Source organism: Stenotrophomonas sp. YJH_SMC_133 (genome assembly GCF_059370655.1).
Genome location: NZ_JCAFTW010000013.1, coordinates 17465 through 37912, shown reverse-complemented (window position 1 = coordinate 37912; position 20448 = coordinate 17465). Strand labels below are relative to the sequence as shown.

Annotated in this window: 20 protein-coding genes; 8 read left to right on the top strand and 12 right to left on the bottom strand. The window is 65.8% G+C overall.

All coding sequences use genetic code 11. The annotated features are described in order from the left end of the window. Positions 1–64 precede the first annotated feature (64 nt). Genes AC5P78_RS17815 through ndk form a run of 4 tightly spaced genes read right to left on the bottom strand, consistent with a single transcriptional unit; the run spans position 65 to position 3366 of the window. Positions 65–934 carry a RodZ domain-containing protein gene (locus AC5P78_RS17815; RefSeq protein ID WP_197584634.1) on the bottom strand — a complete coding sequence of 290 codons (870 nt, stop codon included), beginning with the start codon at positions 932–934 and terminating at the stop codon, positions 65–67. Positions 935–952: 18 nt separating this feature from the next. Continuing rightward, positions 953–1738, bottom strand: coding sequence for a tetratricopeptide repeat protein (locus tag AC5P78_RS17810; RefSeq protein ID WP_005409297.1), 786 nt, complete (start codon positions 1736–1738; stop codon positions 953–955). Beyond that, positions 1725–2930, bottom strand: a complete 1206-nt coding sequence (gene rlmN, locus AC5P78_RS17805) for a dual-specificity RNA methyltransferase RlmN (protein ID WP_005409296.1) — start codon at positions 2928–2930, stop codon at positions 1725–1727. Before rlmN ends, AC5P78_RS17810 begins: the two co-directional genes overlap by 14 nt. Positions 2931–2940: 10 nt before the next feature. Continuing rightward, positions 2941–3366, bottom strand: coding sequence for a nucleoside-diphosphate kinase (gene ndk / locus AC5P78_RS17800; RefSeq protein WP_005409295.1), 426 nt, complete (start codon positions 3364–3366; stop codon positions 2941–2943). A 313-nt stretch (positions 3367–3679) separates the two neighbouring features. Here ndk and AC5P78_RS17795 point away from each other — a divergent pair, with 313 nt between their 5' ends. The 3 genes from AC5P78_RS17795 to AC5P78_RS17785 all read left to right on the top strand — a co-directional run bounded on the left by AC5P78_RS17795 (position 3680) and on the right by AC5P78_RS17785 (position 8053). Next, positions 3680–4333 carry a TetR/AcrR family transcriptional regulator gene (locus tag AC5P78_RS17795; RefSeq protein WP_183153909.1) on the top strand — a complete coding sequence of 218 codons (654 nt, stop codon included), beginning with the start codon at positions 3680–3682 and terminating at the stop codon, positions 4331–4333. Between the two features lie 39 nt (positions 4334–4372). After that, positions 4373–6745: a 3-hydroxyacyl-CoA dehydrogenase/enoyl-CoA hydratase family protein gene (locus AC5P78_RS17790; protein WP_010484579.1), complete on the top strand. Its 2373-nt coding sequence runs from the start codon at positions 4373–4375 to the stop codon at positions 6743–6745. A 99-nt stretch (positions 6746–6844) separates the two neighbouring features. Further along, positions 6845–8053 (top strand): acetyl-CoA C-acyltransferase, encoded by a 1209-nt coding sequence (locus tag AC5P78_RS17785; protein ID WP_065183247.1) that lies wholly within the window; start codon positions 6845–6847, stop codon positions 8051–8053. Positions 8054–8688: 635 nt separating this feature from the next. On the opposite strand, the gene galU is transcribed toward AC5P78_RS17785, so the two are convergent. From galU to cmk, 8 genes are all read right to left on the bottom strand, one after another. Then, positions 8689–9567, bottom strand: a complete 879-nt coding sequence (galU, locus tag AC5P78_RS17780) for a UTP--glucose-1-phosphate uridylyltransferase GalU (RefSeq protein WP_005409291.1) — start codon at positions 9565–9567, stop codon at positions 8689–8691. Continuing rightward, the gene (locus AC5P78_RS17775) at positions 9564–11477 is read right to left on the bottom strand and encodes a polysaccharide biosynthesis protein (RefSeq protein WP_005413043.1); all 1914 of its coding nucleotides are present in this window, start codon (positions 11475–11477) and stop codon (positions 9564–9566) included. Before AC5P78_RS17775 ends, galU begins: the two co-directional genes overlap by 4 nt. 3 nt (positions 11478–11480) lie before the next feature. After that, entirely contained in the window at positions 11481–12470 is a 990-nt protein-coding gene (locus AC5P78_RS17770; protein WP_049397758.1) for an MraY family glycosyltransferase, read from the bottom strand. Positions 12471–12473: 3 nt separating this feature from the next. After that, positions 12474–13652, bottom strand: coding sequence for a lipopolysaccharide assembly protein LapB (lapB, locus tag AC5P78_RS17765; RefSeq protein WP_049428020.1), 1179 nt, complete (start codon positions 13650–13652; stop codon positions 12474–12476). 6 nt (positions 13653–13658) lie between these two features. Further along, complete coding sequence (locus AC5P78_RS17760; RefSeq protein ID WP_005409287.1) at positions 13659–13943, bottom strand: lipopolysaccharide assembly protein LapA domain-containing protein; 285 nt, start codon at positions 13941–13943, stop codon at positions 13659–13661. Positions 13944–14018: 75 nt separating this feature from the next. Further along, the gene (locus AC5P78_RS17755; RefSeq protein WP_005409286.1) at positions 14019–14324 is read right to left on the bottom strand and encodes an integration host factor subunit beta; all 306 of its coding nucleotides are present in this window, start codon (positions 14322–14324) and stop codon (positions 14019–14021) included. 88 nt (positions 14325–14412) lie between these two features. Next, positions 14413–16098 (bottom strand): 30S ribosomal protein S1, encoded by a 1686-nt coding sequence (gene rpsA, locus AC5P78_RS17750; RefSeq protein ID WP_005409285.1) that lies wholly within the window; start codon positions 16096–16098, stop codon positions 14413–14415. 198 nt (positions 16099–16296) lie between these two features. Further along, the gene (cmk, locus tag AC5P78_RS17745; RefSeq protein WP_005409284.1) at positions 16297–16974 is read right to left on the bottom strand and encodes a (d)CMP kinase; all 678 of its coding nucleotides are present in this window, start codon (positions 16972–16974) and stop codon (positions 16297–16299) included. A 197-nt stretch (positions 16975–17171) separates the two neighbouring features. Between cmk and ykgO the strand changes: the two genes are divergently transcribed. The 5 genes from ykgO (at position 17172) to AC5P78_RS17720 (ending at position 20444) form a co-directional block, all read left to right on the top strand. Further along, entirely contained in the window at positions 17172–17297 is a 126-nt protein-coding gene (ykgO, locus tag AC5P78_RS17740; protein ID WP_005409283.1) for a type B 50S ribosomal protein L36, read from the top strand. A gap of 176 nt (positions 17298–17473) precedes the next feature. Beyond that, the gene (locus AC5P78_RS17735) at positions 17474–17773 is read left to right on the top strand and encodes a hypothetical protein (RefSeq protein ID WP_227837998.1); all 300 of its coding nucleotides are present in this window, start codon (positions 17474–17476) and stop codon (positions 17771–17773) included. A 39-nt stretch (positions 17774–17812) separates the two neighbouring features. Further along, positions 17813–18850, top strand: a complete 1038-nt coding sequence (locus AC5P78_RS17730) for an agmatine deiminase family protein (RefSeq protein ID WP_012479943.1) — start codon at positions 17813–17815, stop codon at positions 18848–18850. 161 nt (positions 18851–19011) lie between these two features. Continuing rightward, positions 19012–19899 (top strand): carbon-nitrogen hydrolase, encoded by an 888-nt coding sequence (locus tag AC5P78_RS17725; protein WP_005409280.1) that lies wholly within the window; start codon positions 19012–19014, stop codon positions 19897–19899. A gap of 14 nt (positions 19900–19913) precedes the next feature. Further along, a complete protein-coding gene (locus AC5P78_RS17720; protein WP_005409279.1) occupies positions 19914–20444 on the top strand; it encodes a GNAT family N-acetyltransferase in 531 nt (176 codons plus the stop codon). Positions 20445–20448 lie beyond the last annotated feature (4 nt).

Sequence of the window (20448 nt, the reverse complement as noted above, 5' to 3'; positions counted from 1 at the left end):
CGTACTCTCGCCCCGCCCATCGGGAGGGACCATTGGGTTTAATCGAAGGTGGTGAAACCGCGCCTCAGTGCGAAACCGGGACTACGGAGCCTTCAGAGGATACCTGAAAGCGTGCCACGTTGGCTCGCTGGTAGGGGGTCAGATCGACGATAGCGCCGTTCTGCTGAACCTGGACCGCCGAGGCGTTGCCCAGGGTCACCCGGGTCACCTGGCCCGGCGTGAAGCTGCGGCTCTCGCCGGACTTGATCAGCGCCTTTTCGACCGTGGCGCCGTCCGGACCACCGATATCGACCCAGCTGTCGCCGCTGAACTGCATCTCCAGCGTATTGGCGGCTGCGGGCGCAGCGGGTGCCGAACGCGGCACCGGGGACAGCGAAGCGACATACGGGGTTGCGGCCGGCTTGCTGGCCGGGGCACTCGCGACTTCAGCCGGGGCTGCCGGCTCGACACCCGCAGCGGACGGGGCCACCGGCACAGCGGCCGGGATTGCGTCCAGCGAGGCCGTGTTCGGCGACGTGGCACTGCCATCGAAATGGCCGCGGGTGGCGAACCACACCGGCACGGCCAGCACGGCGGTGATGCCGACGTACAGCACGCGCCGGCCGAGATTCTCGGCAATGCGGCGCGCACGCGGGGTATGGGTATGGCTGACCAGGGTGGGCGGCACGACAGGACCCACCTGGGCCTGCTCCAGCAGCTGGCTCACATCGACGTCGAGCAGGCGCGCGTAGCTGCGCAACTGGCCGCGCACGAAGACGGGCGCGCCCAGCTTCTGCCACTGCTCTTCCTCCAGCGACCTGACCACCTGGACCGGCATGCGCAGGCGCGAGCCGACATCCTCAAGGGTCAGTCCGGCCGCTTCACGGGCCTGGCGCAGGCGGGTGCCGCAGCCGGCCGCAGTCTCGAGAGCGCTCACAGTCTGGTCATCAATCACAATGCATCAACCCTGGAGTTAGGAGCCCGCTTCCTGCGGAAATTCCTGTCGAATGCGCTGAAGATAGCGGTCAGATGCCGCCCGATCACCCAGCCGCGCTTCGATTTGAGACGCAAGTTGTAACACGGAACGCGTTGCGGGTGCAGCCGCAATCCTACGTTCGGCGAAGGCCCGGGCCTCCATGTAGCGGCCCTGGCGGAAGCTGAGCTGGGCCATGGCCTCCAGCGCGACCGGGTTTCCCGGCAGCGCCGACAGCGCCGCGCGCAGGTCGCGCTCGGCACGCTCGAACTGGCCTGCATCCAGCGCACAGCTGCCGGCATTGGACTGCGCTTCGGCGACGGCGGGATTGCCCGGCGCCCGCTGGGCACGATCGAACCACACCAGCGATTCGGCCGCCTGGCCCTGCTGGCAGAGCCAGGCACCATAGTTGTTGAGCACGTCGCCACGTTGCGGCGCCAGCTCGGCAGCCTTGCGGAAGTTCTCGCCGGCCTGCTGGCTGCGACCGCGACGCTCGTCGATGCCCGCAAGCAGGACCAGGCCGTCGGGGGCCGTCGGCACCAGCTTCTGGGCTTCGCGCGCCTTGCGCTCGGCAGCATCGAGATTGCCGCCCTGGATGTCGCGACCGGCCAGGGTCAGCAACTCCTGCCAGCGCACCTGCTGCCGCACCCCTTCCGGATCACGGACGGAGTAGACCGGCGCCTCGCTCGGGCCAAGCTTGGCCTTGGGATGGGATTTGCAGCCGCCGACCGCGAGGGCCAGCGTGCCTGCGAGCAGAACCAGCCAGAGGCGGTCAGGCCGCGGCATCGCTCCCCTTCCCCGCCTGCAGCGTCTTGTTGAACTCCGCCTGGCGGCGGGTGCGGTCCATCACCTGGCCCTTGAGCTGGCCACAGGCGGCGTCGATGTCGTCGCCACGGGTACGCCGGACCATGGTCAGCACGTTGCTGTCGAGCAGGATCTTCTGGAAGGCGCGGATGTGCGCCTCTTCCGAACGCTCGTAGCGGGTACCCGGGAACGGGTTGAAGGGGATCAGGTTGACCTTGCCCGAATCCTTGGCCTGCACCGCGTTGTCGAACTGGCGCATGAGGCGTGCCAGCTCGCGGGCATGCTCGGGCTTGTCGTTGATGCCCTTCATCAGGGTGTATTCGAAGGTGACCGATTCGCGGCGCTTGTTGGCGCGCAGGTAGCGTGCGCACGAGGCCATCAGCTCGGCGATCGGGTACTTCTTGTTGAGCGGCACCAGGGTCTCGCGCAGCGCGTCGTTCGGCGCATGCAGCGACACCGCCAGCGACACGTCACTTTCGGCAGACAGGCGGTCGATCTGCGGCACCAGGCCGGAGGTCGACAGGGTCACGCGCTTGTTGGCCAGGCCGTAGCCAAGGTCGTCGCGCATCACGCTCATGGCGCGCACGACGTTGTCGAAATTCATCAGCGGCTCGCCCATGCCCATCATCACCACGTTGGTGAGGCGGCGCATCTGGTGCGGGACGTTGCCCAGGTGGCGCGCGGCAACCCACACCTGGCCGATGATCTCGGCGGTGGTCAGGTTGCGGTTGAAGCCCTGGGTAGCAGTGGAGCAGAACGTGCAGTTCAGGCCGCAACCGACCTGCGAGGACACGCACAGCGTGCCGCGGGTCTTGTCCGGGATGTACACGGTCTCGATGGCGTTCTTGCCATCCACGCCCATCGCCAGCAGCCACTTGTGGGTGCCGTCGGCGGAGGGCTTGTCGAACACGATGTTGGGAACCAGCACCTCGGCATGGGCCTGCAGCTTGGCGCGCAGGACCTTGCCGAGGTCGGTCATTTCATCGAAGTCGGTGACGTAGCGATGGTGGATCCACTTCATCACCTGATGGGCACGGAACTTCTTTTCGCCGAGAACCTCGACGAAGAACTTCTCCAGGCCCGCGCGATCGAGGTCGAGCAGGTTCTGCTTGCCAGCCGTGGGTGCCGACTTCGGCAGCGGCTGGATGGCGGGGGACTGTACGACCTCGTTCACGGCATTACTCTCAGCGCGAAACGACTTCGGTGGCGGCGAAGAAGTAGGCGATCTCAATCGCGGCATTCTCGACCGAGTCCGAGCCGTGGGCGGCGTTGGCATCGATGGATTCGGCGAAGTCGGCGCGGATGGTGCCCGGCGCGGCTTCCTTCGGGTTGGTGGCGCCCAGCAGGTCGCGGTGGGCCAGGACGGCGTTCTCGCCTTCCAGGGCCTGGATCATCACCGGGCCGGAGATCATGAACTCGACCAGCGCGTTGAAGAACGGACGCTCGCGGTGCACGGCGTAGAAGCCTTCGGCTTCACGACGCGACAGCTGCTTGTACTTGGCGGCCACGACCTTCAGGCCGGCCTTCTCGAAGCGGGCGTAGATTTCGCCGATGACGTTCTTGGCAACGGCGTCCGGCTTGATGATCGAAAGGGTGCGCTCCAGCGCCATGGGATGTCTCCAATGGAATCGGGCCGCTGATGGCCCGAAGGGTAACATGAAAAAAACCCGCGTCGGGACGCGGGCTTAGCCTGATAAACGTAGGCGAATTGTAAAAGATAATGCGGCGGCATGGTAGTGCCGGCCGCTGGCCGGCATTGGGCGCCCTTCAACCTCGGGGCTGCCGGCCAGCGGCCGGCACTACCCCATTCACCGACCTGAGTGAAATCTGACCGGGTCGGCCGATTTTGCTGCACTGCAAAATGCCATACGGTACCGTCTGGTCCTAGTATCAAACAATCGTTTGATTAAGGTCCGCCCACCGATGGCCAAGCCCGCCCACTTCTCGACCAAGGACCGGATCCTCGGCGCGGCCGAGGAGCTGTTCGCCCAGCACGGCTTCGCCGGCACCTCGCTGCGCCAGGTGACCAGCCAGGCCGACGTCAACATCGCCGCGGTCAACTACCACTTCGGCTCCAAGGAAAACCTGGTCAACGAGGTGTTCCGCCGCCGCATGGACGAGATGACCGGTGCCCGCCTGTCGCAGCTCGAGCGCGCCCGCGCCGAACACCCGGGTGAACTGCGCCCGGTGCTGGCTGCCTTCGTCGAGCCGGCCCTGGCGCTGGCCCAGGAGCGCCAGAACGGCGGCGCCTTCGTGCGCGTGATCGCCCGCGCCTACGCCGAGAAGAACGACAACCTGCGCAAGTTCCTGTCCGACCACTACGGCCACGTGCTGCGTGCGTTCGGCAAGGCCATCGGCGAGTGCGTGCCGGACCTGAGCAAGGAGGAGCTGTACTGGCGCCTCGACTTCCTGGCCGGCTCGCTGACCTATGCGATGGCCGACTTCGGGCTGATCAAGCGTCCCGCCGGTGTCACCGAAGCGGCGCATCGTGCCCATGCCGCCCACGAACTGATCCATTTCGCCGAAGCCGGGTTCCGCGCCGCCGCACGCGCCAGCGCCCTGCCCGCTTCCCTTTGATTCCACCCAGTAACTGCTGACCAACAAAGGCCCTACACCATGTCCAATTCCCTGCTAGTCCGCCGCGCCGCCGTGCTGGGTGCCGGCGTCATGGGTGCCCAGATCGCCGCCCACCTCACCAACGCTGGCGTCGACACCGTGCTGTTCGACCTGCCTGCCAAGGAAGGTCCGGCCGACGGCATCGTGCTGAAGGCGATCGCCAACCTGGGCAAGCTGAGCCCGGCGCCGCTGGCCAGCAAGTCGCTGGCCGAAGCCATCACCCCGGCCAACTACGAGTCCGGCCTGGAGCAGCTGAAGGACTGCGACCTGATCATCGAGGCCATCGCCGAGCGCATGGACTGGAAGCAGGACCTGTACAAGAAGATCGCCCCGTTCGTGGCCGACCACGCGGTGCTGGCCTCCAACACCTCGGGCCTGGGCATCAACAAGCTGGCCGACGTGCTGCCCGAGCAGCTGCGCCACCGCTTCTGCGGCGTGCACTTCTTCAACCCGCCGCGCTACATGCACCTGGCCGAGCTGATCCCGGCCACCACCACCGATGCCGCCGTGCTGGAGGGCCTGGAAGCATTCCTGGTCACCACCCTGGGCAAGGGCGTGGTGTACGCCAAGGACACCCCGAACTTCATCGGCAACCGCATCGGCGTGTTCTCGATCCTGTCCACCATCCACCACACCCAGCAGTTCGGCCTGGGCTTCGATGAAGTGGACGGCCTGACCGGCCCGCTGGTCGGCCGCCCGAAGTCGGCCACCTACCGCACCTCCGACGTGGTCGGCCTGGACACCATGGCCCACGTCATCAAGACCATGGGCGACACCCTGCCGAATGACCCGTGGCATGAATTCTTCAAGTCGCCGAAGTGGCTGGACGCGCTGATTTCCAAGGGCGCGCTGGGCCAGAAGACCGGCGCCGGCATCTTCCGCAAGGTCGGCAAGGACATCGTCGTGCTGGACCTGGAGAAGCAGGACTACCGTCCGGCCGACCGCACCGCCGCACCGGAAGTGGTCGAGATCCTGAAGATCAAGAACCCGGCCGAGAAGTTCGCCAAGCTGCGCGAGAGCCAGCACCCGCAGGCGCAGTTCCTGTGGGCGACCTTCCGCGACCTGTTCCACTACAGCGCCTACCACCTGGCCGACATTGCCGAGACCGCGCGCGATGTCGACCTGGCCATCCGCTGGGGCTACGGCTGGTCGCTGGGCCCGTTCGAAACCTGGCAGGCCGCCGGCTGGAAGCAGGTGGCGCAGTGGATCGCCGATGACATCGTCGCCGGCAAGAGCATGAGCAATGCCCCGCTGCCGGATTGGGTCTTCGACGGCCGCGACGGCGTGCACGCCGCCGAGGGCAGCTACAGCCCGTCGCGCAACGCCAAGCTGCCGCGCTCGTCGCTGCCGGTGTACCAGCGCCAGCGTTTCCCGGATCCGCTGCTGGGCGAGAAGTTCGCGCCGGGCGAGACCGTGTTCGAGAACGACGGCCTGCGCATGTGGCACGACGGTGATGGCATCGCCGTGGTCAGCTTCAAGACCAAGATGAACACCGTGTCCGACCAGGTGCTGGACGGCCTGCAGGAATGCGTGAGCCGCGCCGAGAAGGACTTCCAGGGCCTGGTGATCTGGCAGCAGAAGGAACCCTTCTCCGCCGGTGCCGACCTGGCCGGTGCACTGGGCCTGCTGCAGGCCGGCAAGGTCGACCAGTTCGAGGAAATGGTCGCCAACTTCCAGCGCACCAGCCAGCGCATCAAGTACTCGCTGGTGCCGGTGGTGGCAGCGGTGCGTGGCCTGGCCCTGGGCGGCGGCTGCGAGTTCCAGATGCACAGCGCCAAGACCGTGGCCTTCCTGGAAAGCTACATCGGCCTGGTCGAGGCCGGTGTCGGCCTGCTGCCGGCCGGTGGCGGCCTGAAGGAACTGGCCGTGCGTGCCTCTCAGGCCGCGGGCCCGGGCGGTGACGTGTTCGCCGAACTGAAGAAGACCTTCGAGACCGTGGCGATGGCCAAGGTGTCCAACTCGGCGGTCAACGCCAAGGAACTGGGCCTGCTGCGCAGTACCGACAAGGTGGTGTTCAACAGCTACGAGGCCCTGCACATCGCCAAGGCCGAAGCCCGTGCACTGGCCGAAGCGGGCTACCGTCCGCCGCTGCCGGCACGCCGCATCCAGGTGGCCGGTGACGTGGGCATCGCCACCTTCAAGATGATGCTGGTCAACATGCTGGAAGGCCGTTTCATCAGCCCGTACGACTACGAGATCGCCGAACGCATCGCCACCGTGCTGTGCGGTGGCAAGGTCGACCGCGGCACCCTGGTGGACGAAGAGTGGCTGCTGACCCTGGAGCGCAAGCACTTCGTCGAACTGGCCCAGCAGGAGAAGACCCAGGCCCGCATCGCGCACATGCTGAAGACCGGCAAGCCGCTGCGTAACTGATTGATGGCGGGTGCCGACCCCTGGTTGGCACTCCTCTGCCTCTGGTGGGTGCCGACCGTTGGTCGGCACCCCGGCTAAAAAATTCGAGAGATCACTGCAATGACCAAGCAAATCCAGGACGCCTACATCGTCTCCGCCACCCGCACCCCGGTCGGCAAGGCGCCCAAGGGCATGTTCCGCAACACCCGTCCCGACGACATGCTTGCGCACGTGCTGCGCAGCGTCGTCGCCCAGGCCCCGGGCGTGGACGTCAACCGCATCGATGACGCGATCATCGGCTGCGCCATGCCGGAAGCCGAGCAGGGCATGAACGTGGCGCGCATCGGCGTGCTGCTGGCCGGCCTGCCCAACACCATTGCCGCACAGACCGTGAACCGCTTCTGCTCCTCCGGCCTGCAGGCCGTGGCGCAGGCCGCCGACGCGATCCGCCTGGGCAATGCCGACCTGATGCTGGCCGGCGGCACCGAGTCGATGTCGATGGTGCCGATGATGGGCAACAAGATCGCGATGGCGCCGAGCGTGTTCGACAACGACCACGTGGCCATCGCCTACGGCATGGGCATCACTGCCGAGAAGGTGGCCGAAGAGTGGAAGGTCTCGCGCGAAGACCAGGATGCCTTCGCCCTCGCCTCGCACCAGAAGGCCATGGCCGCGATCCAGAACGGCGAGTTCAAGGACGAGATCAGCCCGTACGAGATCGTCTCGCACCTGCCGGACCTGGCCGACGGCCAGCGCATCATCACCCGCAACAAGATCGCCGACACCGACGAAGGCCCGCGCCCGGATTCCTCGGCTGAAGGCCTGGCCAAGCTGCGCCCGGTGTTCCGCAACGGCCAGTTCGGCGGCACCGTCACCGCCGGTAACTCGTCGCAGATGAGCGACGGCGCCGGTGCCGTGCTGCTGGCCTCGGAACAGGCGATCAAGGACTACGGCCTGACCCCGCTGGCCCGTTTCGTCAGCTTCTCGGTGGCCGGCGTGCGCCCGGAAGTGATGGGCATCGGCCCGATCGCCGCGATCCCGAAGGCACTGAAGCAGGCCGGCCTGACCCAGGACCAGCTGGATTGGATCGAGCTCAACGAAGCGTTCGCCGCGCAGTCGCTGGCGGTGATCCGCGATTGCGGCCTGGACCCGAGCAAGGTGAACCCGCTGGGTGGCGCGATTGCCCTGGGCCACCCGCTGGGTGCGACCGGCGCGATCCGTACCGCCACCCTGCTGCACGGCCTGCGTCGTCGCCAGCAGAAGTACGGCATGGTGACGATGTGCATCGGCACCGGCATGGGCGCAGCGGGTATTTTCGAGGCGCTGTAAGGATCAAGGCGTTGCCGGCTGATTGTTGGTTGGCTGTGGGGCCCGGGTGGGTGAGGCTGCCCGGGACACGCCGTGAACCCCCAGACCGGCCCAGCCGCTGGCGGCTGTGCGTTCGGGCGCTTGCGAAGCAGTGCTTCGCAAGCAAAGCGCCCTCACCCATGGGGGCTTGGCAGCGGCTTGCTAGCGTGCGCAATCCTGCGCACGCAGCAAGGCCGGGGTTGGGCGCCCTGCCCAACCCGCCAGGCGCATGCGCCTGGCCCATGCCGCTGACAGTCCCGGTCAGCCTCACCCACCCGCGCCACCCAACATTCCGCGCGGCGGAGGGTTTAGCAAAAGCAAGGTCAAAAGCTGGGGTCAGAGCCCTTTGCTGCGCAAAGGGATCTGACCCCAACAAGCAGAAAAGGCAGCCTATGGCTGCCTTTTTTGCTTGTGCTCCCGCCCTTGATTCCGCCCTTCCCGTCCGCGCCCGCAGGAAACTTGGCAGGCGGGACGGGTGGGCCTTTGCAGGACCGTTGGCGCCATGGATGGCGCCATCGAGCCCCCATGGATGGGTTTACGGCGTGTCCTGCAAAGGCCCACCCGTACCGCCCACCACGTATCAATCAAGGCGCCGCGAACGGAGCGCTTGATAAACCTTATTCCGCCAACATCGCCGTCAGCTTCTCCCGCGCCGGCCCTGCCAGCTTCGGGTTGTCCAGCGCGAAGCGGATCGTCGCTTCCACCAGCCCCAGGTGCGTACCGCAGTCGAAACGAGTGCCCTCGAAACGGTAGGCATCCACCTCTTCGGTCTTCAGCAGCTGCGCGATCGCATCGGTCAGCTGGATCTCGCCGCCGGCACCGCTGCCGGTCTGCTCCAGCAGCTCGAAGATCTTCGGGCTCAGCACGTAGCGGCCGACCACGGCCAGGTCGCTCGGCGCGTCCTCCGGCTTCGGCTTCTCCACGATCTGCGAAATACGGCCCTTGCGGCCATCGAAGGCCTCGGTCGCGACGATGCCGTAACTGGCGGTCTTGTCGTGCGGCACATCTTCAACGGCAATGACGCTGGCGCCGCTGGCTTCGTTGAGATCGGCCATCTGCTTCAGCGCACTGTCGCCGCGGTTCCAGATCAGGTCGTCCGGCAGCAGCACCGCGAACGGCTCGTCACCGATCACGGCCTTGGCACACAGCACCGCATGGCCCAGGCCCAGCGCCTCGGCCTGGGTCACGAAGATCGCGCGCACGCCATTGGGCAGCACGTGACGGATCAGCTCCAGCTGCTCCTGCTTGCCGGCGCGCTCGAGCTTCTGCTCCAGCTCGTAGGCCTTGTCGAAGTAGTCGGCGACCGCGTGCTTGTAGCGGTTGGTGATGAACACCAGCGTGTCACAGCCGGCCTCGATTGCTTCGTCCACTGCGTACTGGATCAGCGGCCGGTCAATGATCGGCAGCATCTCCTTCGGCACGGTCTTGGTTGCTGGCAAAAAACGCGTCCCCAAACCCGCTACGGGGAAAACTGCTTTGCGAATTCGCTTGCTCATTGGTGCCTGTTGGCCTCGCGTGCGGGAAAGGGCACGACTTTAGCGGATGAAATGTAAGCATCCTGTTCGATTGGCGAGAACTCGGGCATCGTCGCGAACAGGACTTCCTTGATGGTTTCGGTGTCGTAGCTGCACACCGCCTCGCGCAGGCGCGGGACGTTGCCCAGCACCAGATCGCGCGAGAACATGCGCACGCCGGCCTCGAGGACCTTCGGATGCGCGGTTGCGCGGTAGTCCTCATCCGAATAGAACAGCGTCTCGTGCAGCTTCTCGCCCGGACGCAGGCCGGTATAGATGATCTGCACATCCTTGTACGGCTGCTTGCCCGCCAGACGGATCATCTGCTCGGCCAGCAGCCGGATCGGCACCGGCTCGCCCATGTCGAGCGTGTAGATCGCACCGTGCGAGGCCGAGGCCGCGGCCTGCAGGATCAACTGGCAGGCCTCGGGGATGGTCATGAAGTAGCGGGTGACTTCCGGATCGGTGACCGTGACCGGACCACCGCGCAGGATCTGCTCGCGGAACAGCGGCACCACGCTGCCGGCCGAGGCCAGCACGTTGCCGAAGCGCACGGTAACGAAACGGGTGTGCGTGGACTTCTGGTCCAGGCTCTGGCAGATCATCTCGGCATAGCGCTTGCTGGCACCCAGCGCGTTGACCGGATCGACCGCCTTGTCGGTGGAGATGAACACGAAATGCTCGACGCGCGCTTCCAGGCAGGCGCGGGCCACGTTCTCGGTCGCCAGGATGTTGTTGCGCACAGCTTCGCGCAGCTGCCGTTCCAGCACCGGTACATGCTTGTACGCTGCGGCATGGAACGCGGTGTCGACCGGATGCAGCGACAGCGCATGGCGGATCACCGCAGGATCGCCACAGTCGCCCAGCACCGCTTCGATCTCGATATCGGGGAAGCTGCGACGCAGCTCACCCTCGATGGTCAGCAGCAGCAGTTCGCTGATCTCCAGCAGGATGATGCGGCCGGCACCGTGGCGCGCGCACTGGCGGCACAGCTCCGAGCCGATCGAGCCACCGGCACCGGTCACCATCACGGTGCGACCGCCCAACCAGCCACGGATCAGGTTCCAGTCCGGGGTGATCGGCTTGCGGCCGAGCAGATCCTCGATCGCCACTTCCTTCAGTTGGCCGGGCAGCGACTGCCCCTGCAGGATGTCGCTCAGCTTTGGCACGGTGCGGAACGGCACGCCGGTGCTTTCGCAGATGGCGACCACCCGCTGCATGCCTGCGGCATCCAGCGAGGGCATGGCGATCACCAGCAACTTGGCCGCAGTCTCGCGGACCACCGCCGGGGCATCATCGAGGCTGCCCAGGATCGGCAGGCCCTGCAGCTTGGCGCCGCGCAGGTGCGGTGCGTCGTCCAGCAGGCCGACCGGTTCGAAGTTGCCGGAGCGGCGCAGATCGCGGACCAGCGTCTCGGCGGCTTGCCCCGCACCGAGGATCAGCACGCGGCGCGCGCTCGAATCCGACTGCAGTGCCTGGTAATCCTTCCAGGCCCGGTACAGCAGGCGCGGGGCGCCCAGCAGCGCCGACAGCGCGAACGGATAGATCACCAGCACCGACATCGGCACGCCGTCGAAACGCTTCCACATCAGCACCAGCACGATGCCGACCAGGCCGATGAAGCTGGCCTTGAAGATGTTCAGCAGGTCGCTGACGCTGGCGAAACGCCACAGCCCGCGATACAGGCCCACGCGCCAGAACACCAGGCCCTGCAGCAGCAGCACCAGGGTGGTGTCGACATTCCAGAGCGGAAGCGAAGGCGCGTTGGGGAGGATCGAGTACCGCCCGGCGTGGAGCAGCTGCCAGCATGCCCAGACCATGAACAGGTCGTGGCAGACGATGGCCGAACGCGGCATCAGGCCGAGGATTCTGTCCCGCCAGGGTGAAGCCATAAGTCAGGTATTTCCTTGTCGGTGACGCAATCCATTGCGCAGGAGGATCCAGAGGACGCTCAGCGCGAGAAACCACGCGACCGCCAGGACAGCCTCCCACCTCGGCTGCAAATTGGAGCAGACATTAAGCACTGTAATACTGAACAGGCCCAAAGCAAAGTACATCCCTGTCACCTGGGCGTGGCTGGCTCCTGCCTGCACCGCCCGCTGGTAGACGTGCTGGGTATGGGGTTCCATCCAGCGTTGTCCGGAGATGATGCGCGCCGCCAGTGTGAAGCCCGCGTCCACGAGGAACGCCGAAGCCGGCACCAGCAGCAGGATCCAGTTGATATCGGTACGCACCGCAGCGATTGCCAGGACGACGGCGACTGCATAGCCCAGCGCGCCACTTCCGACATCACCCATGAAGATCCGGGCCCGCGGGAAATTGAACGGCAGGAAGCCCAGGCAGGCCAGGCCCAGCGCCACCGCGGCCAGCGAATACGGCCAGGGCAGCACCGGCGCCAGGCCCAGCGCAACAACAATGGCCTGGCTGGCGGCAATACCGTTGATGCCATCCATGAAGTTCCAGATGTTGATCAACGAGGCGGTGAATACCAGCACCAGCCCGGCCAGCAACCAGCTTCCACCATGCACCTTGACCAGGGCGGCCAGCAGCGCGGCGGCAATGAAGTGCACCAGCAGGCGGCGCATGGCCGGCAACGGCCGGTGGTCGTCCCACCAGCCGATGCCCGCCACCAGCACCAGGCCCAGGCTGGCCACCAGCAGGCTCGGTGTCGATTCAGGCCAGACCCACATCGCTGCACCGGCGGTGACCAGCAGGCTGATGACGATGGCGATGCCACCACCGCGCGGCGTTGCCACGCTATGGCTGCGACGCTCGCCGGGCTGGTCCAGCAGTTGCTGGCGCAGGGCATAACCCCGTGCCGCCCAGGTCAACCCCGCACTCAGCAGGGCCAGCCCCAGCAGCGCGCCCATCACGAGCCACGGCATGGATCAGAGCACCGCGTAGTTCAGCAGTGGCTTGACCGTGCCCCATTCCTTGCAGCTCGGGCACTGCCAATGGTGGGTACGTGCACCGAACCCGCAACGGGTGCAGCGATAAGCGGGATTGCGCACCAGCAGCTGGTCGGTGATGTGCTTGAGGTCATGCAGGGTCGCTGTGGAATCGGCGCCCTCGGCCAGGGTCAGGTCGATCAGCGCCGATTCGCCACGCACCGACGGACGATCCTTGAGCTGGCGGCCAAGGTAGGCTCGGGCCGGAGCCACGCCCTCCTGCTCTTCCATCAGCCGGGTCAGGGCCAGCACCGGGGCGATGCCACGGTAGTGCTCGGTCATTTCCGACAGGAACGCACGTGCGCCGCCCAGGTCGCCGACCTTGCGATAGTTTTCCATCAACGCCGGCAGCAGCTCGGGCAGGTACTCGGGGTCGTTGCGCGCGGCACGTTCGAATGCACGCACCGCGGCTTCAGCGTTGCCCGCATCCGTCTCGAGGCGACCTTCGATGATGCCGGCGCGCACCGACATGGCGTCGGCCTGGTAGGCGCGGGCGATCGCCGCCCTCGCCTCTTCCAGCTTGCCGGCACCGCGGAAGCGTTCAGCCAGTTCGCATTCGAACTGCCCGATCAGCTTGCCCATCGGCTCGCCGGTGACGTCTTCGAAGCGGGTGGCGTTGTCGATCGCCTTTTCCCAGTCACGCTCGGCCTGATAGATGCCGATCAGGTGCTTGAGCGCCTGCGGGGCGCGCTGGTCGAGCTGTGCCAGCTCGGTGAACACGGTCTCTGCGCGGTCCAGCAGGCCGGACTTCATGTAGTCCTCGCCCAGCGCCAGCAGGGCCTGCACGCGCTGCGCGTCGCTCAGGTCGTGGCGGTTGACCAGCCCCTGGTGCAGGCGGATGGCGCGGTCGACTTCACCGCGGCGGCGGAACAGGTGGCCCAGCGCGACCTGGGTCTCGAAGGTTTCCTTGTCCAGCTCGGCGATGTGCAGGAACAGTTCGATGGCCTTGTCCGGCTGCTCGTTGAGCAGGTAGTTCAGGCCACGGAAGTAGGTGCTGGACAGGCGGCTGACCTGGTTGTCACCGTGGCGCTGGCCACCGCGCCGGCCGATCACCCACCCGGCCAGTGCGGCCAGCGGAACGAACAGGAAAAACCAAAGCCACTCGGTGACGAAATCCATCTTCGATCAGCGTCCATCAAAAGATTGGGGGGAAACACCCGCGGCCGGCGTTGCCGCCACGGACTTGTTGGCACGGCGCAGCTGGCTGTAGAGCGGAATGACCACGCTCACCAGTACCAGGCCGGCACCGACCACGACACCCACCAGCAGTGCAGCGATCAGCGCCACGCCCACCGAGGTGTGCAATTGAGTGAAAAGCAGGTTGATCGACATCGCGGTCATGTTGACCGCACCAATGATCAGCCCAAGGATCAGGACCGCCAGCAGGACCAGCAGACGAAAGACCTTCATGCGACAGCTCCAGTGGCAGGAGTCCGTAGCTTATCCGACCCGCGGCTGGATTCGCACGCGGTGGCGCGACGGGGCTCAGGCCGGATCGGCGTCCAGCGGCAGCACACTGCTGACCCGCTCGCGCAGTTCCTTGCCCGGCTTGAAATGGGGGACGTGCTTGCCCGGCAGGGCAACCGATTCGCCGGTCTTCGGGTTGCGACCCAGGCGCGGCGGACGATAGTGCAGCGAGAAGCTGCCAAAACCACGGATTTCGATGCGATCCCCGGCGGACAGCGATCCGCCCATCATTTCCAGCAACGACTTCACCGCCAGATCGACATCATCGGCCTTCAGGTGCGCCTGGCGGCGCGCAAGGATTTCGATCAGTTCGGATTTGGTCATCACCGGCTCACATCAGGGGCATCTCAGCCTGAAACGGCCCGGGCAGAAGCCCGGGCCGTCCAGGAAACAACAAACAGCGTAAGGCCGATTACTCGGACTTGTTGCCGTTCAGCTGTGCACGCAGCAGCGCGCCCAGCTGGGTGGTGCCGCTGGAAGCCGAAGAGGACTGGTATTCCTCCAGCACTTCGCGCATTTCCGCGTCGTCCTTGGCCTTGATCGACAGCTGCAGGGTGCGGCCCTTGCGGTCCATGCCCACGAACTTGGCTTCGATCTTGTCGCCGACCTTCAGGTGCTGGGTGGCGTCGTCAACGCGCTCGTTGGCGATGTCGCGAGCCGAAACGTAACCCTCGATGCCGTCAGCCAGCTCGATGATCGCGCCCTTGGCGTCGACTTCCTTCACCACGCCTTCGACCTTGGAGCCCTTCGGATTGGCAGCCATGTACTGGCCGAACGGATCCTGCTCCAGCTGCTTCACGCCCAGGGAGATGCGCTCGCGCTCCGGATCGACAGCCAGGACGACGGCGTCCAGGGTATCGCCCTTCTTGAAGTTGCGAACGACGTCTTCGCCGGTGGTGTTCCAGCTGATGTCGGACAGGTGGACCAGGCCGTCGATGCCGCCGTCCAGGCCGATGAAGATGCCGAAGTCGGTGATCGACTTGATCTGGCCCGACACCTTGTCACCCTTCTTGTGGGTGGCAGCGAAGGTTTCCCACGGATTGGCGGCAACCTGCTTCATGCCCAGCGAGATACGGCGACGCTCTTCATCGACGTCCAGCACCATCACTTCGACTTCGTCACCAACCTGCACAACCTTGGACGGGTTGACGTTCTTGTTGGTCCAATCCATCTCGGAGACGTGCACCAGGCCTTCGACGCCCGGCTCGATCTCAACGAACGCACCGTAATCGGTGACGTTGGAGACCTTGCCGAAGACGCGGCTGTTGGCCGGGTAACGACGGCCGATGTTGTCCCACGGATCCTCGCCCAGCTGCTTCAGGCCCAGCGAAACGCGGTTGCGCTCGCGGTCGAACTTCAGCACGCGGACGTCCAGCTCGTCGCCGACGTTCACGACTTCCGACGGGTGACGCACGCGCTTCCACGCCATGTCGGTGATGTGCAGCAGGCCGTCGATGCCGCCCAGGTCCACGAACGCGCCGTAATCGGTCAGGTTCTTGACGACACCCTTCAGGATCGCGCCTTCCTGCAGCTTGTCCATCAGCTGCTCGCGCTCTTCCGAGTGCTCGCTTTCGACGACAGCGCGGCGCGAGACCACGACGTTGTTACGCTTGCGGTCCAGCTTGATGAGCTTGAACTCGAGTTCCTTGCCTTCCAGGTAGGCCGGATCGCGCACCGGGCGCACATCGACCAGGGAACCCGGCAGGAAGGCGCGGACATCCTTGATGTCCACGGTGAAACCACCCTTGACCTTGCCGCTGATGCGGCCGGTGATGGTTTCGTTCTTTTCCAACGCTTCTTCCAGCTCGTCCCACACCATCGCGCGCTTGGCCTTCTCGCGCGACAGGACGGTTTCGCCGAAGCCGTTCTCGATCGAGTCGAGGGCGACCTTGACGATGTCGCCTTCGGCGACGTCGATTTCGCCAGCGTCGTTACGGAACTGTTCGATCGGCACGATGCCTTCGGACTTCAGGCCAGCGTTGATCACCACGACGTCGCCGCGGACTTCAACAACGGTACCGCTGACGATGGCGCCCGGCTTCAGCTTGGCCAGGTTGGCCTGGCTGGCTTCAAACAGTTCGGCAAATGATTCGGTCATTAGATTTACTCTGTTGGACACATGGGTCGGTGGCGTCCCCTTCAGGGGAATGGCGACCGCCCGCCTGTTGGTCGACCCCGGAAACGCAGGTCGTGTGTAGTAGGAAAACCGCCACGCATCATTGCGCGACGGAGCTGGTACAGCACTGCTTTGCGCGACCACCACCGATGCAGCTGGCAGTGCTCCCGCGCGAACGGATCAGGCAGCCGGAACCGGAAGCAGATCCATCACTCGGGCAACGACATCATCGATGCCGATGCCTGTGGTGTCGATGAGGACAGCATCGTCTGCCGGCTTCAGGGGCGCCACGGTACGCTGGGCATCACGGGCGTCGCGGGCCATGATCTCGCGCAGGAGGTCATCAAAGTTAACAGAAACCCCCTTGTCTTTCAACTGCTTATGCCGGCGCTCGGCGCGCTCCTCGGCACTGGCGGTCAGGAAGACCTTGTAGGGGGCGTCCTTGAAGATCACCGTACCCATGTCGCGGCCATCGGCGACCAGGCCGGGCAGCTCCCTGAATGCGCGCTGGCGCTCCTTCAGGGCGGCCCGGACCTCAGGAATTGCGGCAATGGCCGAGGCCAGCGCGCCGGTGGTCTCCAGGCGCAGCTCGTCGGTGGCATCGGTGCCGTTGACCATGACCCGCATCGACTCGCCCTGTTCAACAAACTGAACATGGGTGTCGAAGGTGCAGCGCACCAGCGCCGAGGCGTCAGAGGTGTCGATGTCGGCCCAGCTCGCGGCCACGCCCACCGCGCGGTACAGCGCCCCCGAATCCAGGTAATGCCAGCCCATCCGGCGCGCGATGATGCGGCTGATGGTACCCTTGCCGGCCCCGGAAGGGCCGTCGATGGTCAGGACGGGAGCGAGTGGATTCATGGGGTTCCCAGAGCGTGTGAAGGGGTCATTCTAGCCCCTGCCAGACACCCCCAGCGGGATCTTTTGTGCAACCACTTGAAACCACGAGGAAAAGCCCGGTAGAATGGCGGGCTTGAACGAGCGTCAACTGCCGATTGTCTTTCGCATATCGCGGCCACGCTCCACCCGAACAACTACTGTTTACGCCGAGGTATGCCATGAAAGTCCTGTCCTCCCTGAAGTCGGCGAAGGCCCGTCACCGCGACTGCAAGGTCGTCCGTCGTCGCGGCAAGATCTTCGTCATCTGCAAGTCGAACCCGCGTTTCAAGGCGCGTCAGCGCTAAGCCCAACAGCCTTCACGGCTGCGGCTGGCCCTACGCGGGGCCGACCCGATGCAAGAAACCGCCTTCGGGCGGTTTTTTGTTTATGCGGCTTTTTCCTGCTGATTTTGCTGTAATCGCCTTTCTTGACCACTGGGGAGTAGATCGAGATGAAGCGTTACCTGTCCGCCCTGGCCGTGATGGCCACCCTGGCCGCCGCCACACCGGCGCTGGCCGATACCCTGCTTGTTGACCGCGCCCGCGAGAAGCCGGCCGGTGCCCTGCCCGTGCGCGGCCAGAGCATGCAGCAGGTACAGGCGCAGTTCGGCGCGCCGAGCGAACAGCTGCAGCCGCGTGGTGGGCAGAAGCGGCAATGGCCGACCATCAACCGCTGGGTGTACCCGCAGTTCACCGTCTACTTCGAGAAGCAGAAGGTGATCGACGTGGTGGCCAACCAGGCGGACCCGAACGAAATCGGCCCGAAACCGCCGATCCGTTGATCCCTTTACCCGCCGTGGGCGGGCCTGTGTAGCGAGACCATGAACCAGACCCTTCGTTTTCCTGCCGAGTGGGAAGCCCAGAGCGGCGTCCTGATTGCCTGGCCCACCGCCGACACCGACTGGGCCGACCGCCTGGGCCAGGTGGAAGAGACCTACATCGCCCTGGTCGCGGCCATCACCCGCTTCCAGCCGGTGCTGATCTGCGTGGCCGACGACGATGTGGAGACCTATGCCGAAATGCGACTGCGCTCCAACCGCATCGACATGGACAAGGTCCACTTCACCACGGCCGCCTACGACGATACCTGGCTGCGCGACTCCGGCCCGATCACCCTGCGCCGTGCCGACGGCGGTTTCCAGCTGCTGGATTTCCGCTTCACCGGTTGGGGCGGCAAGTTCGACGCCACCCTGGATGACCAGCTGGTGGGCGTGCTGGACCACGCCGGCGTGTTCAACGACGCGCCGGTGCGCAGCATCCCGTTCGCGCTGGAAGGCGGCGGCATCGAGACCGATGGCGAAGGCACCCTGCTGACCACCTGGAAGTGCCTGCACGAGCGCCATCCGGACCGCGACCGCGCCAGCCTGAGTGCCGACCTGGCCGACTGGCTGCAGCAGGACCGCGTGCTGTGGCTGGACCACGGCTATCTGGAAGGCGACGACACCGACGCGCACATCGACACCCTCGCCCGCTTCGCCTCGACCGACAGCATCGTCTACCAGGCCTGTGACGACGAGAGCGACTCGCACTACGCCGAACTGCAGGCGATGGGCAACGAGCTGGCCGCACTGCGCACCAAGGATGGGCAGCCGTACCGCCTGTTCCCGCTGCCGTGGGCACAGCCGGTGATCGACGAAGGCCGCCGCCTGGCTGCGTCGTACGCCAACTACCTGATCGTCAATGGTGCAGTGCTGATGCCGGCCTATGGCGACCCGGCCGACGACCTGGCCCGCGATGTGCTGGCCCAGGCGCACCCGGGCCGCGAGATCGTGCAGGTGCCCTGCCGCTCGCTGATCTGGCAGAACGGCAGCCTGCACTGCATCACCATGCAGCTGCCGGAAGGGCTGTTGAAGGCATGACGGTAGTGCCGGCCGCGGGCCGGCAACCCCGCACTGCCTGATGGATCCACGGGATTGCCGGCCCGCGGCCGGCACTACCGATCGCACCCATTCAGCGCGCGACACGCCGTCGCCGTCCATCCGCGCTAACATGCTGGTTTTCCCCCGCAGGAACGCCCCGCATGAACTCGCGCAGCCCCCTTACCGTCGCCCTGATCCAGGAGCGCAACCACGGTGATGCCGCCGCCAACCTGGCGGTGATCGAAGCACGCGTGGCCGAGGCGGCTGCGCAGGGTGCCAAGCTGGTGCTGCTGCAGGAACTGCATAACGGTCCGTACTTCTGCCAGCACGAATCGGTGGACGAATTCGACCTGGCCGAGCCGATTCCGGGCCCCAGCACCGAGCGCCTGGGCGCACTGGCGAAGAAGCACGGCGTGGTGCTGGTCGGCTCGCTGTTCGAACGCCGCGCCGCCGGCCTGTACCACAACACCGCCGTGGTGTTCGAGAAGGACGGCACGCTGCTCGGCAAGTACCGCAAGATGCATATTCCGGACGACCCGGGCTTCTACGAGAAGTTCTACTTCACCCCGGGCGACATCGGCTTCAAGCCGATCGATACCTCGGTGGGTCGCCTTGGCGTGCTGGTGTGCTGGGACCAGTGGTACCCGGAAGCGGCGCGCCTGATGGCGCTGGCCGGTGCCGAACTGCTGCTCTACCCGACCGCAATCGGCTGGGACCCGGACGACGTGCAGGACGAGAAGACCCGCCAGCGCGACGCCTGGGTGCTGAGCCACCGCGGCCACGCCGTGGCCAACGGCCTGCCGGTGCTGAGCTGCAACCGCGTCGGCCACGAGGCCTCGCCGCTGGGCGCCTCCGGCATCCAGTTCTGGGGCAACAGCCACGTGCTGGGCCCGCAGGGCGAGTTCCTGGCCGAAGCCGGCACCGATGCCACGGTTCTGCTGTGCGATGTCGACCTGCAGCGCAGCGAGCATGTGCGCCGCATCTGGCCGTTCCTGCGCGACCGCCGCATCGATGCCTACGGCGACCTGCTCAAGCGCTACATCGACTGAGCCGGAGTCCGCGCATGGCCGTCCTCATCCGTGATGCCGGTCCGGCCGACATCGCCGCGATCACCGCGATCTACGCGGTGGAAGTGACCGACTTCGTCAACACTTACGAGTACGACATCCCGGACGCGTCCGAGATGCTGCGCCGCATGCGCGACATCATCGACCGCGGCTTCCCCTACCTGGTCGCCGAGATTGACGGCCAGGTGGCCGGCTATGCCTACGCCAACACCTACCGCACCCGCGTTGCCTACCAGTGGACCGTGGAAAACTCGGTCTACGTCGATGCCGCGTTCCAGGGCAAGGGCGTTGGCACCGGCCTGCTGCAGGCGTTGATCGACGCCTGCGTGGCGCGTGGCTACCGGCAGATGGTGGCGGTCATCGGCGAACCGACCAATACCGCTTCAATCAAGCTGCACGAACGCTTCGGCTTCGAGCTGGTCGGCGTGTTCCGTGGCCTCGGCCGCAAGCATGGCCGCTGGCTGGATACCGTGCAGATGCAGCGCGCGCTCGGCGATGGCGCCGACACTGCACCTTCCAATGAATGAACCC

Coding starts and splice junctions, on each gene's coding strand:
- AC5P78_RS17760 (WP_005409287.1), bottom strand. CDS start 13,943: ATGAAGGTCTTTCGTCTGCTGGTCCTGCTGGCGGTCCTGATCCTTGGG.
- lapB (WP_049428020.1), bottom strand. CDS start 13,652: ATGGATTTCGTCACCGAGTGGCTTTGGTTTTTCCTGTTCGTTCCGCTG.
- AC5P78_RS17810 (WP_005409297.1), bottom strand. CDS start 1,738: ATGCCGCGGCCTGACCGCCTCTGGCTGGTTCTGCTCGCAGGCACGCTG.
- AC5P78_RS17735 (WP_227837998.1), top strand. CDS start 17,474: ATGGCCACCCTGGCCGCCGCCACACCGGCGCTGGCCGATACCCTGCTT.
- AC5P78_RS17785 (WP_065183247.1), top strand. CDS start 6,845: ATGACCAAGCAAATCCAGGACGCCTACATCGTCTCCGCCACCCGCACC.
- cmk (WP_005409284.1), bottom strand. CDS start 16,974: ATGAATCCACTCGCTCCCGTCCTGACCATCGACGGCCCTTCCGGGGCC.
- galU (WP_005409291.1), bottom strand. CDS start 9,567: ATGAGCAAGCGAATTCGCAAAGCAGTTTTCCCCGTAGCGGGTTTGGGG.
- rpsA (WP_005409285.1), bottom strand. CDS start 16,098: ATGACCGAATCATTTGCCGAACTGTTTGAAGCCAGCCAGGCCAACCTG.
- ykgO (WP_005409283.1), top strand. CDS start 17,172: ATGAAAGTCCTGTCCTCCCTGAAGTCGGCGAAGGCCCGTCACCGCGAC.
- AC5P78_RS17730 (WP_012479943.1), top strand. CDS start 17,813: ATGAACCAGACCCTTCGTTTTCCTGCCGAGTGGGAAGCCCAGAGCGGC.
- AC5P78_RS17790 (WP_010484579.1), top strand. CDS start 4,373: ATGTCCAATTCCCTGCTAGTCCGCCGCGCCGCCGTGCTGGGTGCCGGC.
- AC5P78_RS17755 (WP_005409286.1), bottom strand. CDS start 14,324: ATGACCAAATCCGAACTGATCGAAATCCTTGCGCGCCGCCAGGCGCAC.
- AC5P78_RS17725 (WP_005409280.1), top strand. CDS start 19,012: ATGAACTCGCGCAGCCCCCTTACCGTCGCCCTGATCCAGGAGCGCAAC.
- ndk (WP_005409295.1), bottom strand. CDS start 3,366: ATGGCGCTGGAGCGCACCCTTTCGATCATCAAGCCGGACGCCGTTGCC.
- AC5P78_RS17775 (WP_005413043.1), bottom strand. CDS start 11,477: ATGGCTTCACCCTGGCGGGACAGAATCCTCGGCCTGATGCCGCGTTCG.
- AC5P78_RS17770 (WP_049397758.1), bottom strand. CDS start 12,470: ATGCCGTGGCTCGTGATGGGCGCGCTGCTGGGGCTGGCCCTGCTGAGT.
- AC5P78_RS17720 (WP_005409279.1), top strand. CDS start 19,914: ATGGCCGTCCTCATCCGTGATGCCGGTCCGGCCGACATCGCCGCGATC.
- AC5P78_RS17795 (WP_183153909.1), top strand. CDS start 3,680: ATGGCCAAGCCCGCCCACTTCTCGACCAAGGACCGGATCCTCGGCGCG.